General features: G+C 70.6%; 11 protein-coding genes. 7 read left to right on the top strand and 4 right to left on the bottom strand.

The features are described from left to right. Positions 1-9 precede the first annotated feature (9 nt). Positions 10-321 carry an ETC complex I subunit gene (locus LOK46_RS28525; protein ID WP_091787937.1) on the top strand — a complete coding sequence of 104 codons (312 nt, stop codon included), beginning with the start codon at positions 10-12 and terminating at the stop codon, positions 319-321. Between the two features lie 16 nt (positions 322-337). Here the strand turns inward: LOK46_RS28525 and LOK46_RS28520 are convergent, their stop codons facing one another. Both LOK46_RS28520 and LOK46_RS28515 read right to left on the bottom strand, forming a co-directional pair. Next, entirely contained in the window at positions 338-796 is a 459-nt protein-coding gene (locus LOK46_RS28520) for a nucleoside deaminase (RefSeq protein WP_273561657.1), read from the bottom strand. Between the two features lie 63 nt (positions 797-859). Continuing rightward, entirely contained in the window at positions 860-1,927 is a 1,068-nt protein-coding gene (locus LOK46_RS28515) for a spore photoproduct lyase family protein (protein WP_273561656.1), read from the bottom strand. A 306-nt stretch (positions 1,928-2,233) separates the two neighbouring features. Here LOK46_RS28515 and LOK46_RS28510 point away from each other — a divergent pair, with 306 nt between their 5' ends. Continuing rightward, complete coding sequence (locus LOK46_RS28510; protein ID WP_273561655.1) at positions 2,234-4,147, top strand: putative bifunctional diguanylate cyclase/phosphodiesterase; 1,914 nt, start codon at positions 2,234-2,236, stop codon at positions 4,145-4,147. A 41-nt stretch (positions 4,148-4,188) separates the two neighbouring features. Here LOK46_RS28510 and LOK46_RS28505 read toward each other — a convergent pair whose 3' ends face one another. Next, a complete protein-coding gene (locus LOK46_RS28505; protein ID WP_273561654.1) occupies positions 4,189-4,413 on the bottom strand; it encodes a hypothetical protein in 225 nt (74 codons plus the stop codon). 279 nt (positions 4,414-4,692) lie between these two features. Here LOK46_RS28505 and LOK46_RS28500 point away from each other — a divergent pair, with 279 nt between their 5' ends. From LOK46_RS28500 to LOK46_RS28485, 4 genes are all read left to right on the top strand, one after another. Next, positions 4,693-5,439 carry a collagen-like protein gene (locus tag LOK46_RS28500; RefSeq protein ID WP_273561653.1) on the top strand — a complete coding sequence of 249 codons (747 nt, stop codon included), beginning with the start codon at positions 4,693-4,695 and terminating at the stop codon, positions 5,437-5,439. A gap of 415 nt (positions 5,440-5,854) precedes the next feature. Next, positions 5,855-7,468 carry a TolC family outer membrane protein gene (locus tag LOK46_RS28495; RefSeq protein ID WP_273561652.1) on the top strand — a complete coding sequence of 538 codons (1,614 nt, stop codon included), beginning with the start codon at positions 5,855-5,857 and terminating at the stop codon, positions 7,466-7,468. A 197-nt stretch (positions 7,469-7,665) separates the two neighbouring features. Then, the gene (locus tag LOK46_RS28490; RefSeq protein WP_273561651.1) at positions 7,666-8,232 is read left to right on the top strand and encodes a PopZ family protein; all 567 of its coding nucleotides are present in this window, start codon (positions 7,666-7,668) and stop codon (positions 8,230-8,232) included. 113 nt (positions 8,233-8,345) lie between these two features. Continuing rightward, positions 8,346-11,063, top strand: coding sequence for a valine--tRNA ligase (locus LOK46_RS28485; protein ID WP_273561650.1), 2,718 nt, complete (start codon positions 8,346-8,348; stop codon positions 11,061-11,063). A gap of 37 nt (positions 11,064-11,100) precedes the next feature. Here LOK46_RS28485 and LOK46_RS28480 read toward each other — a convergent pair whose 3' ends face one another. After that, on the bottom strand, positions 11,101-11,466 hold the full coding sequence (locus LOK46_RS28480; RefSeq protein ID WP_273561649.1) for a hypothetical protein: 366 nt from the start codon (positions 11,464-11,466) through the stop codon (positions 11,101-11,103). 339 nt (positions 11,467-11,805) lie between these two features. Between LOK46_RS28480 and LOK46_RS28475 the strand changes: the two genes are divergently transcribed. Beyond that, a complete protein-coding gene (locus tag LOK46_RS28475; RefSeq protein WP_273561648.1) occupies positions 11,806-13,332 on the top strand; it encodes a Do family serine endopeptidase in 1,527 nt (508 codons plus the stop codon). The last annotated feature ends 53 nt before the right edge of the window (positions 13,333-13,385 follow it).

Here is a 13,385-nt window from a genome sequence, read left to right as displayed (position 1 = left end):
TCGAGTCCGATGCCGAGCGCCCGCATCTTCCGTCCGTCTCGGGACGCCACGCAGTCGGGCCTCGCCCGGACCAAGCAGTGGATCCTGGAGTTCGACCGGACCAGCCCGCGCGAGATCGATCCGCTGATGGGGTGGAACGGATCCTCCGACATGCTCCAGCAGGTGCGCCTCGAGTTCGACACCGAGGAGGAGGCCGTGGCCTACGCGAAGCGCGAGGGGATCGCGTTCCGCGTCGAGCAGCCTGCCAAGCCCGTCCATCGCAAGGGTCTGTCCTACTCGGACAACTTCAAGTTCAACCGCACGGCGCCCTGGACGCATTGAGGCCGGCGCGGCCGCCTCAGGCCTCCCGGCGCGCCTGCCAGGCCGCGTAGGGCGAATCGCCCGGCGGACGGATCTGGGTGACCCGCATCGGCTGCGCGTCGAGGGGCTGGCAGAGCTCGGCATAGATCGCCGCGCTGCCGGCACCGTAGGTCTCGGCTTCCTCGGCCGAGAAGGCGAAGTAGCCCTCTCTGAAGCCCGCGAGCCGCATCGCCGCGTGGCACATCGGGCACGGGCGGCCGCTCGCGTACATCACGCAGTCGCCGAGATCGCGGCGGCCGAGCACCCGGCTGGCCTCGCGCAGCGCCACCATCTCGGCATGGGCGCTCGGGTCGTTGGTGGCGTGCACGGTGTTGGCCGCGCGGACCAGCACGGCACCGTCCCGCACGATCACCGCCCCGTAGGGCGCGCCACCGGCCTCGACGTTCGCCGCGGCGAGGGCGACCGCCTCGCGGATATGGTCCTCGTGCGTCGCCATGGGTGAGCATCCCTCCGCTGGCGCGCCAACGCCGCGCACGGCCGGAAGTTCGGCCATCCGTGCTCAGAACGCGTAGCGCACCGTGCAGTAGGGCATCGTCTCGGCGAGCAGGGCCTTGAAACGCGCGAGCCACCGGCCCTTCCAGCCGGCCCGGTAGCGCAGGTTGGCGCCCCCGCCCTCCGAGATCTTCGCCTCCTGGATGTCCGGCCGCCAGAGCAGCTCCTCGGCCTTCGGGTGCCAGCCGAGATTGACCGCATGCAGATCCGCGTTGTGGGTCAGCATGATGATCTCGCACTTGAGCTGCGCCTTGGCGGCGTCCGACAGCGTCGCGTCGATCTCGGCGAACAGCGCCCGCCAGTCCGCCTCCCAGCCCTCGTAGAGGATGACGGGCGAGAAGTTGGCGTGGACCTCGTAGCCGGCGGCCACGAAGTCGTCGATGGCGGCGATCCGCTCGGGAATCGGGGCGGTGCGCACGTCCACGATGCGGGCAATCCGCGCCGGCATGAGCGAGAAGCGGATGCGCGTCTTGCCCTGCGGATCGTAGGTTAGGAGATCGCGGTTGACGGCCTTGGTGGCGAACGAGGCCTTGGCGTTGGGCAGGGTGCGGAACAGCGCGACCAGGGCGCGCGCGCCGTCGCTCACCGCCGCGTCCACCGAGAGGTCGCCGTTCTCGCCGATATCGTAGACCCAGTATTCGGGATCGATCGGATCCGGCTCCGGCAGGCGCCCCTGGCGCCCGGCGTGGCGGGCGATCGCCGCGCAGGCCTGCTCGACGTTCACGAACAGCGAGATCGGGTTGGAGAAGCCCTTGCGGCGCGGCACGTAGCAGTAGGCGCAGGCCATGGCGCAGCCGTTGGAGGTCGAGGGCGCGATGAAGTGGGCGCTGCGGCCGTTTGGGCGCATCGCGAGGCCCTTCTTCACGCCGAGGACGAGCGTCGAGCGCTTGATCCGCACCCAGTCCTCCACCGAGCCCGCGTTGCCGTGGAGTTCGGGGATGTTCCAGTGCGACGGCACAACGATGCGCGCGGCGTCGGGAAAGCGCGCGAGGATGTCCCGGCCCAGCGGGAAGTCGCCGACAGTGGGCTCGTGATAGATCGTCCGGATATCGAGCAGGTCGCGGGTCAGGGCCATGGACGATCCGGGGCCCGGAAGCGGCCCGGGACCCGATATGGTGCGCGCGGAAGCGGCCGGAATGCCTTGCGACTCGTAGTCTCTGTTCGTGCGGAGCGCGAAAAGCTCGGGATCGCGCGCGGCGCGCGGTGATCGTTCAACGATATCTTACGATTCGATGCCATGAGTCCCTCACCTTCGAGTGGACGTGCAATGATCGTTTGGGACCAAGAGAGATCCGAGCCGGGTTCACCCGGCTCCGGTGAATCTCTCGACCCTGCAGATCCGAGGTGGAACGCGCTGATCCGGCGGGACCAGCTGGAAGCCATGCGCGGGAGCGTGCTGGCGGCCATCCCGGTCAACATGCTGCTCGGTCTGGCGAGCCTCCTGGTCGCTTACCGGAGCGGGCACGGCGCCGTGGGGGCCGTCTGGTTCGCGGCGTCGACCGGCGTCAATCTCCTCCGAATCGCGCTCTGCCGCATCCCCTGCCTCGGCCTGGCGCTGACCGCCGACATGACGCCGAGCCTGGCCGCGGCCGCCGCGCGCTCCGTCGACCGGCACCTGCGCACCTGCACGTTCGCGGCGTTCCTCTCCGGACTGGTCTGGGCGTGCCAGCCGCTCCTGTGCGACGGCTACACCACCGCGGAGACCCTGTTCTACCTCACGATCACCTGCGGCGTGACCGCGGGGGCGGTGACGCACGGAATCGCGTACGCGCGCATTCCCCTCGCCTTCATCGCCCTGCCGCTGCTGTCCGTCGTGGCCTGCCTCGCCTATGCCGGCGACTTCGACCGGAACTGCCTCGCGGCCTGCGTGCTGCTCTACTTCCTCGCCCTGACGCACACCGCGTTCCGGAGCGAGGCCGTGTTCCGCGAGGCGAGCCGGCTCAAGAACGAGGCCCACGCGCTCGCCCGGTCGCGCGCCGAGGCCCATGCCAGTGCGAGCGCCCTCGTCGACGAGATGCGGTGGCGCGCCACGCACGACGATCTGACCGGCCTGCTGAACCGCGCGGGCTTCCTCCAGGCGACCGAGAACCGGCTCCGCACCGGGACCCTCAGCCTGCTGATGCTCGACCTCGACGGGTTCAAGTTCGTCAACGACGTCTACGGCCACAAGGCGGGTGACCGGGTGCTCGTCGAGGTGGCGCGCCGGCTCGGAGACGCGCTCCCGGAGAACGGCCTCGCGGCCCGGCTGGGCGGCGACGAGTTCGCCGTGCTGTACGATCCCGCGACGTCGGGCGTGCCGGACGACGTCATGGCGGCGAATCTCATCACGGCGGTGTCGCAGCCGTTCGACGGGTTCGACGCGGGGCGCCTCGGGGTCAGCATCGGCATCCACGCCAGTCCGGAGCCCAGCCTCACCGAGATGCTGAGCTGCGCCGACGAGGCGCTCTACGCCGCGAAGGCGGCCGGCCGGAACCGTTACCGGGTGTTCGATTCGGTCCTGCGCGAGGGGCTGCAGATGCGGCGGGACCTGGAGCGCGACCTGTCGCAGGCCCTGGTCGAGAACGCCCCGAAGGTCTGGTTCCAGCCGATCTACGCGTCCGATGGCCGGACCCTGGTCGGGCTGGAAGCTCTGATCCGCTGGGAGCATCCGCGGCTCGGCTGGATCGCCCCCCCGGACCTGATCGCCGCCGCCGCGATGGCGGGCCTGACCGAATCGCTGCTCCGCTACATCCTCGAGCAGGTCTGCGCGATGCTGGAGATCCTGCATCGCCGCGGCCTGGGCGGCGTCCGCGTGGCGATGAACGTCTCGCCGCGGGAGATGGCGCAGGTGCCGGTCGACGAGATCGTCATCGAGCGCCTGAACCTCCTCGGCCTGCCGCCCACTATGCTGGAGATCGAGATCACCGAGGAGACGGCCCTCGACATCGGCGCCGTGCAGGGAAAGCTGCAGGCGCTGTCCCGCGCCGGCATCCGCGTCGCCCTGGACGATTTCGGGATCGGCTACTCGTCGCTCTCCTCGCTGCGGCAGCTCAAGGCGGACCGGATCAAGATCGACCGGAGCTTCGTCACCGGCCTGGGCGCGAGCGACGACAAGCGCGGGCTCGTCCTCGCCGTTCTCGGCCTCGGTCGTCTGCTCGGACTCGACGTCGTGGCGGAGGGCGTCGAATCGGCCGAGGATCTGAACATCCTGCAGGCGATGGGCTGCCCGTTCCTGCAGGGGTACCATCTCGGCCGCCCGATGCCGGTGGAAGCCCTGGAATCAACCCTGCTCGCGACGCGCATCGCCGCCGCCTGAAGCGGCGCGGGGCGCGAGGAGGTCACGGCCGCGGCCGCCTGTCAGAATCGCCCCGCATCGGCCGGATCGCGGCGCATCAGCCGGCGCTCCGCGACGCGCCACAGGCGGTCCGGCGTCCCGTAGAGCCACACAAGCGCCGCGCATCCGGCGATCGCCAGCAGGAACAGCCAGGCCAGGGCTTCGAGGATGGGCCCCGGCGGTGTTCCGGACTCGGTCCGGTCGTACCAGAGCGGGTCCGTGTCCCAGGGCGGATCGTTGTCGTCCACGGTTGAACCCTCCACCGCGGATCCGAATCCGGACCCGGGGCGCTCACGAGGTGCTGACGGGCGAAGAAGCGGCGCGCCATTCCTCGGCCGGCCCGGTCACACACGCTTGAACCGGTCCAGCGCGGCCACGCTACAGGCCCCGCCGCGCGCCCTTCGAATACCCATTTCGGATTAGGACGGCCGACCGGACGCGTTTTCCACATCCAACTTTCTCCGCAATTTATTGCTTAGTTTGCGGGCTATGGCATTCTGATCGTCGAAAAGACTGTGTGACCTGCCATGAGATCTGCCAAGCGCCTGTGGCGCGAGCGCTGGGCGCTTTGTTCGATGCTGGCCCTGTCGGCCGCCTGCACGGCGCCGGCGCGGGCGGCGGACATGCGCATCGAGGCCGCCAAGATCACCGGCGGTGATCTCTGGATCATCGGCTACGCCGACGATCCGGGGGTGGAGATCACGCTCGACGGCCAGTTCCCGCACCGGACCGACGGCCGCGGCTATTTCGAGTTCCGCGTCGTCTACCATCCGGCCACCTGCATCGCGACGCTGCGGACGCCGAAACAGACCCGCAGCATCGTGGTCGGCGAGTGCGGCCAGCAGGGTCCCCAGGCGCCGGGGCTGGTCGGCCCGCGCGGCGAGACGGGTCCGCGGGGCGAGGCCGGGGCTGCCGGGGAGCGGGGCGCGATGGGGCCGCCCGGACCGCCCGGACCGCAGGGGCCCGCCGGTGCACAGGGTGTCGCCGGCCCGCCAGGTCCGCCGGGCGAGCGCGGCCCCACCGGCATGGCCGGCGCACCGGGGCTGATGGGCGCCGTGGGTCCGGCAGGGCCGCCCGGGCCGCCAGGCTCCCGCGGACAGCCGGCTTCCCCGAGCGCGGCGCCGAAGCCGAAACCGTCGGCCGCGCTGACGGGATCGGAGCCCAAGCCGCGCCCGCCGGCGCGCACGCGCCGTGCGCCCGAGCCCGACTCAGCTCCCGAGGGCCCGCTGGAGCTGGAGCCCGACGCCGGCGGCGGCGGGATGGACCGGTACTAGGCGGGAACCGGTGCCGGCCGCGGAGGCGGGCGGCCTCGGACGGGCACGCCCTCCCCTGCCGGCGGCGCCCGGACGGCCCGGAAGTCTCGCGTCTCCGCAAGCCGGCAATAGTCTCTGATGGGGCGTATTTATGAAACTAGACAGCTCAATACGCGCCCACGCCGCGGTGAGCGTGCGGGGTGTGTCACCTTAATGCCCCAACGCCGCACTTTCCGCCGCGGGACCCGCGCCGAGGCGAGCCAAAGCGCCCGGTTTGCGCTAAGCGTGACGGTGGGGCGGGCTTGATCGGAGACGAGCGAAACGCCGTACCTTGGCCGTTTTCGTCTCGGACTTCCGGACCGAAAGAGACCGCAAGGGCTTGTTCATCGTGACACGACGTCCACCAGCGAGTTGCCCGACGTTCCGCCTGGCCGGGATGGTGTCCGGACTCGCGATGCTGGCTGCCATGCCGGCATCCGCCGAGACTCTGGAGAGCGCTCTCGCCAAGGCCTATCAGGGCAATCCGAGCCTGAACGCCAGCCGCGCGGGCGTGCGCGCTATCGACGAGAACGTGGCGATCGCGCAGTCGGGCTACCGGCCGACCGTCAACGTCAACGCCGCGATCGGCGTCCAGTACCTTCAGACGCGCTCGTCCAGCACCGTCGCGTCGGCGGGCACCGCCGGCACGACCGCGGCCACCGGCGGATCGGCCCTCGGAACGACGGGCGGCGGCCTGGGCGGAACGGCAGGCGCCGGGACGACCGGTACCGGGACGACGGCGGGGGTCGGGACGACGGGGATCGGGACCGCGGGGGGAACCGCGGGCATCGGGACCTCAGGTGCCGGGGCGGCGGGTGCCGCGACCGGCGGTGAGGGCTTGTCCGGCGGCGCGACATCCGACATCGCGAGCCAGGTCATCACCTCGCGGCGGACGACGCGCACCACGTACCTGCCGAGTTCCGCCAGCCTGAACGTCACGCAGACGATCTTCAACGGCTTCCAGACCGACAATACCGTCCGGCGCGCGGAGTCGCAGGTCTACAGCCAGCGCGAGAGCCTGCGCTTCACCGAGTTGACCGTCCTGTACAACGCCGTCCAGGCGTACATGAACGTGCTCAGCAACACGGCGACGCTGGAGCTGAACCGGAACAACGTCGAAGTTCTGGAAGAGCAGCTCCGCCAGACCCGCGACCGCTTCAACGTCGGCGAGGTGACCCGGACCGACGTCGCGCAGGCCGAGGCTCGACTGGCCGGCGCGCGATCGCAGGTCGCCCTCGCCGAATCCACCCTGCGCACGAGCATCGGCGTCTACCGGCAGAACATCGGTGTTGAGCCGCGCCAGCTCGCGCCGGGCCGGCCGCTGGACCGGTTCGTGCCGCGCAATCTCGATCAGGCGATCGCCGTCGGCCTGCGCGAGCACCCGCAGGTCGTTTCGGCCATCCACAACGTCGACGCGAGCGAAGCCCAGGTGAAGGTCCTGGAAGGCCAGCTCGCCCCGCAGCTGAGCCTGCAGGGCTCGCTGAGCCAGCTCTACGATCAGAACGGCCCGAATCAGAGCTTCTTCGTCGGCTTCGTCGGCGGCCGGCTCTCGATCCCGATCTACGAGGGCGGCCAGACCTACGCGCAGATCCGGCAGGCCAAGGAGTCGGTCGGCCAGGCCCGCATCCAGGTCGATCAGATCCGCGATCAGGTCCGCGCCCAGATCGTCGATTTCTGGGGCCGGCTCGAAGCCGCGAAGGCGCAGGTGATCGCCGCCCAGGCCCAGGTCCAGGCCAACGAGGTGGCGCTGAACGGCGTGCGCGAGGAAGCGCGCGTCGGCCAGCGCACGACCCTGGACGTCCTCAACGCGCAGCAGGAACTGCTGAACTCCCGCGTGAGCCTCATCGTCGCCCAGCGCGACCGGGTGATCTTCTCCTACGGGGTGGTCCAGGCGATCGGACAGTTGACCGCGCGCTTCACGGCGCTCCCGGTCGAATACTACAGCGCCAAGGTCCACTACGATCAGGTCAAGGATCTGTGGTTCGGCCTGCGCACGCCGGACGGCCGCTGAAGGCTTTTCCACGGGGAGTGTGTTGCAGGCGCGCTTGCCGCCACGAAACGGCATGGAATACTGATTGAACATCGATCCGTTCGGGTCGCTTTCCAGTCTCCCATGCCCGAGTGCGCCTGCCGATGAGTGCAGCAAGCCCCAAGATCCCGGACTCCAAATTCCAGGACAAGGCTGCCGATAAGGCGCACGAGCCTTCGATGGAAGAGATCCTCGCGTCGATCCGGAGGATCATCGCCGACGATCAGGCCGCCAAACCGGCCGAGGTGCCGGTGGCCGCTCCGGAGCCCGACGACGTGCTCGACCTCGCGGAGGTCGCCGAGCCGGTGACGCGCCCGCGCGTGGTCGAACCGGAGCCGGAACCCGAGCCGGCCCCGGACCTGCTCGACTTCGACGCGATCGACTTCGAGGACCCGGTCACCGCCGCGCCCGAGCCGGAGCCCGAGCCCGAGCCGCTCCCCGAACCCGAGCCGGTCCCGGAGCCGCCTCCGCCGCCGCCGCCGCCGCAGCCCGTGCTCCAGGCCGCCCGTGCGCCCGAACCCGAGCCCGGGCGCGAGGCCCTCGTCTCTCCGGCCACCGATGCCAGCGTCAGCGGCGCGTTCAACCTGCTGGCCCATACGGTCCTGACGCAGAACGCCCGGACCCTGGAGGATCTCGTCAAGGAGATGCTCCGGCCGATGCTGAAGTCCTGGCTCGACGACAACCTCCCGGCCGTGGTCGAGCGCCTCGTGCGCGCCGAGATCGAGCGGGTGTCGCGCGGCCGCTGAGCCGGGGGCCCGGGTACGGTGGCGGCGGGCCACCGTCCGCGTGTTGACGCGAGCGGCGTGACGGTCGAAAGCGGGGCACCCCCCGTTTGGACAAGCGCCGGCCCGTACCCGCGATGATGGACAAGACTTTCGAGCCCACCTCCGTCGAGGCGCGGATCTCCGCCGCCTGGGCCGAGGCGGACGCCTTCCGTGCCGGCCGGCCCGAGCGCGCCGGGGCGCCGCCGTACTGCATCGTGATCCCGCCGCCGAACGTGACGGGCTCGCTGCACATGGGCCACGCCCTCAACAACACGCTGCAGGACATCCTCTGCCGCTTCGAGCGCATGCGCGGCAAGGACGTGCTCTGGCAGCCGGGGACGGACCATGCCGGCATCGCCACCCAGATGGTGGTCGAGCGGCGGATGATGGAGCGTCAGGAGCCCGGCCGCCGCGAGATCGGCCGCGCGGCCTTCGTCGAGAAGGTCTGGGCCTGGAAGGCGGAATCCGGCGGCGCGATCGTCAACCAGCTGAAGCGGCTGGGCGCCTCCTGCGACTGGTCGCGCGAGCGCTTCACCATGGACGACGGGTTGAGCCGGGCCGTGCTCAAGACCTTCGTCGACCTGCACCGGCAGGGCCTGATCTACCGCGACAAGCGGCTGGTGAACTGGGACCCGAAGTTCCAGACCGCGATCTCGGACCTGGAGGTCCAGCAGATCGAGACCAAGGGCCATCTCTGGCACTTCGACTACCCGGTGGTGGACGAGGCCGGCAACGAGACCGGCGACGTCATCACGGTGGCGACCACCCGCCCGGAGACGATGCTGGGCGATACCGGCGTCGCGGTCCATCCCGAGGACGCGCGCTACACCGCGCTGGTCGGCAAGCGCGTGCGCCTGCCGCTGGTCGGGCGGCTGATCCCGATCGTGGCCGACACCTACTCGGACCCGGAGAAGGGTACGGGCGCGGTCAAGATCACGCCCGCCCACGATTTCAACGATTTCGACGTCGGCCGCCGACAGGGGCTGGGCCTGATCAACGTCCTCGATCCCGAGGGCGGCATGCTGCTCGACGGCAACGCGGACTTCCTCGACGGGACCTCGCCGGATCCGGAGGCCCTGGCACTCCACGGCCTCGACCGGGCGCAGGCCCGCAAGGCGGTCGTCGCCCTGATGGAGGCGCGCGGGCGCCTGCGCGCGATCGAGCCGAACACGCACGCGGTCCCGCACGGCGACCGGTCGGGCGCGGTCATCGAGCCCTACCTGACCGACCAGTGGTACGTGAACGTCAAGCCGCTCGCGGAGCGCGCCCTGCAGGCGGTGCGCGACGGGCAGACCAAGTTCGTGCCCGAGAACTACGAGAAGATCTTCTTCCAGTGGCTCACCAACATCGAGCCGTGGTGCATCTCGCGCCAGCTCTGGTGGGGCCACCAGATCCCGGTCTGGTACGACGACGCGGGCGGCATCTTCGTGGCCGAGAGCGAGGCCGAGGCGCTGGCCGCGGCCGAGGCGCGGCACGGCCGGCCCGTCGCCCTCACCCGCGACGCGGACGTCCTCGACACGTGGTTCTCCTCGGCGCTCTGGCCGTTCTCGACGCTGGGCTGGCCGGATTCGACGCCGGAACTCGCCCGCTACTACCCGACCAACACCCTGGTGACCGGCAAGGACATCCTGTTCTTCTGGGTCGCCCGGATGATGATGATGGGCCTGCACCTCACCGACCGGATGCCCTTCGACACGGTCTACCTGCACACCCTGGTGCGGGACGCGTCGGGCGCGAAGATGTCGAAGTCGAAGGGCAACGTCGTCGACCCCCTGGAGCTGATCGATCAGGTCGGCGCCGACGTCCTGCGCTTCACCCTCTGCGCGCTGGCCGTCCAGGGCCGCGACATCAAGCTGTCCACCGACCGGGTCCAGGGCTACCGCAACTTCGCGACCAAGCTCTGGAACGCCGCCCGCTTCGCCGAGCTGAACGGCTGCCGCCTGGATCCGGCCTTCGACCCACGCTCCGCCACCGGCGCGATCAACCGCTGGGCGCTCACCGAGGCGGCCCGCGCGGTCGACGAGGTCGCGGGCGCCCTCGAGGCCTTCCGCTTCAACGACGCGGCGGCGGCGGCCTACCGCTTCGTCTGGAACATCTTCTGCGACTGGTATCTCGAGCTCGCCAAGCCCGTGCTCCAGGGCGAGGGCGTCGATCCCGCGATCCGGGCCGAGACGCAGGCGAGCGTGGCGTTCCTGATCGATCAGGTCGCCAAGCTGCTGCACCCGTTCATGCCGTTCCTCACGGAGGAGCTGTGGGCCATCAAGGGCGCCGACCTGCCGGAGCGCGGCCTGCTGACCCTGGCCTCCTGGCCGGACCTCGGCGGCCTCGCCGACGCGGCCGCGGAGGCCGAAGTCGGGTTCGTGGTCGATCTCGTCAGCCAGATCCGCTCGGCGCGATCCGAGACCAATGTCCCGGCCGGCGCGCAGATCCCGCTGGCGATGGTCGGCGCCGCCCCGGAGATCCGGGCGCGGGTGGAGGCGTGGCGGGACACGCTCCTGCGCCTCGCCCGGCTGTCGGAGATCACCTTCGCGGAGACGCCGCCGAAGAACTCGGTGCAGCTCCTGGTGCGCGGCAGCGTCGCCGCCCTGCCGCTGGAAGGCGTGGTCGACCTCGCGGCCGAGGTCGCGCGCCTGAAGAAGGAGCAGGGCAAGGCCCAGGGCGAGATCAAGAAGATCGACGCCAAGCTCGGCAACGCCGACTTCGTGGCCCGGGCGCCCGAGGAGATCATCGAGGAGAACCGCGAGCGTCGCGAGAGCGAGTCGGCGCGGCTGGCGAAGATCGAGGAAGCTCTGGTCCGGCTCAGCGGGGACTGAGCGCCCGCCCGGCGGTACTCCGACCCGTCATCGGGGGTCACCGGCGGGTGCCGAGGGTGCCGGTGAACGCCCGCGGCCCGGCCCAATTGGCGGCCGCCGCGTCGTTCGGGCTCCAGAACCCGTCCTGCGAGGCGCCCGGCGGATGCGTGGAATAGTCCGGCGGAACGTAGCCGCCGGCCTGGTTCCAGTAGCCGGGCCGAAGGTTGGTCGCAGACTTCGCGGCGCCATCATCGCCGGGGCGGCGCGTATCGACGCCGTACGTCCTCTTGGAAACGCCGCGCTGCGCGTGATCTGCGGCGACAGGCTTCGCGTCGAAGTAGTCACGGTAATCCGCGTACGAGTCGATCGCCAGCGCGCCGACAGTTGACCCGAAGAACGCGGCGGCCGCGATCAGCGTCTTCATTGCAATCTCCTCCTCTCGTACGCGGGCGTCTAACAGCACCGAAGTTCTCGCCGGCCCGCTGAACTGAGCGGGATTTTAGGTCGACTCGCGGAAATCGCAGTGTCGGACAGCACAAGCCTGAAGCTGCCCCAGGCCGCACGGAGGAGGCGCGCTGTTCCGATCGCGCGCGACCGATGCCGACCGCCCGGATCGCGATGGGGCTCCGCGACCGCTGGGCCACCTGTCCAAACGGTAATTTGATCGCCACGCCCGGGTCAGGCGCCGCCCCTTAGACAGATCCCGTCGACGGCCGCGACCGCCGGCGTCGTCCCGATCAGTCCCGAGAGGTTGAGACCCCCCATGACCGAGACCCGTCCCACTGGCCGCACCTCGCGCCGCGCCCTCGCCTCCGTGGCGGCCGCCGCGCTGATCGCCGGCGGTGCCATCGGCAGCGGCTATCTGCCGGCCGCGACCCCGGCCTTCGCGCAGGCTCTGCCCAAGTCGCCGATCGAGGCCCCCGAGCACCCGCCGGGCTCGTTCGCCGGCATCGTCAGCAAGGTGAAGCCGGGCGTCGTCTCGGTGAAGGTGAAGCTCGACGACTCGGCGAGCAGCGACGACGACGACGGCCCGAGCCAGGGGCGCAACCTCCAGAACGTGCCGCCGCAGCTGCGCGAGTTCTTCAAGCGCTTCGGCCAGAACGGCCCCAGCGGCATGCAGCCCCAGCATCAGGGTCCGCGCGGCGCGGTCGGCTCCGGCTTCATCATCTCGGCCGACGGCTACGTTGTCACCAACAACCACGTGGTCGACCATGCCAAGACCGTGCAGGTGACGCTGGACGACGGCCGCACCCTCGACGCGAAGGTCATCGGCAAGGACGCCAAGACGGACGTCGCCCTGCTGAAGATCACCGAGGGCTCGAACTTCCCGTACGTGCAGTTCGGCAAGTCGGCGCCCCAGGTCGGCGACTGGGTGGTGGCGATCGGTAACCCGTTCGGCCTCGGCGGCACCGTGACCGCCGGCATCGTCTCGGCCCGCGGCCGCGACATCGGCGCCGGCCCCTACGACGACTTCCTGCAGATCGACGCGCCCATCAACAAGGGCAACTCGGGCGGCCCGACCTTCAACGTCAACGGCGAGGTGGTCGGCGTGAACACCGCCATCGCGTCCCCGTCGGGCGGCAGCGTCGGCCTCGCCTTCGCGATCCCCGCCGAGACCGTCCAGGCGGTGGTCGACCAGCTCCGCACCGACGGCAAGGTCGCCCGCGGCTACCTGGGCGTCCAGATCCAGCCCGTGACGCAGGACATCGCCGAGGGTCTCGGCCTCGACAAGGCCAAGGGCGCCCTCGTCGACCACGCCGAGAACGGTACCCCGGCGGCCAAGGCCGGCCTGAAGGCGGGTGACGTGATCGAGAAGGTCAACGGCGACACGGTGGACAGCGCCCGCGAGCTGTCGCGCAAGATCGCCGGCCTGAAGCCGGGCGCCAAGGTCGAGCTGAGCTACCTGCGCGGTGGCAAGGCCGACACCGCCACGGTGACGCTCGGCGCGATGCCGACCGACGGCACCAAGATGGCGAGCCGCGACGACGACTCTGGCAACGGCCAGCCGCGGCTCGGCCTGCAGCTCGCCCCGGCCGGCGATGTCGGTCTGTCGGATCAGGGCGTCGCGGTGGTCCAGGTCGATCCCGACGGCCCGGCGGCCGCCAAGGGCATCGAGGCGGGCGACGTGATCCTCGACGTCGGCGGCCAGAGCGTGTCCCGTCCGGCGGACGTGGCGACGCAGATCCGGGCGGCCGAGTCGAGCGGGCGCAAGGCCGTGCTGATGCGGGTGAAGAGCGGCAAGGGCCAGACCCGGTTCGTGGCCGTCTCGCTCAACAAGAAGGCCGGCTGAGGCCGGCCTCTCCCGGCGCGGGGTCCGCCCCGCGCCGTCTCGTGGTGACCTTT

It is taken from the genome of Methylobacterium sp. NMS14P (assembly GCF_028583545.1).
Lineage (GTDB): Bacteria > Pseudomonadota > Alphaproteobacteria > Rhizobiales > Beijerinckiaceae > Methylobacterium.
Note: the sequence above shows the minus strand (reverse complement) of the source record. Positions and strands in the feature narration are given on the sequence as shown.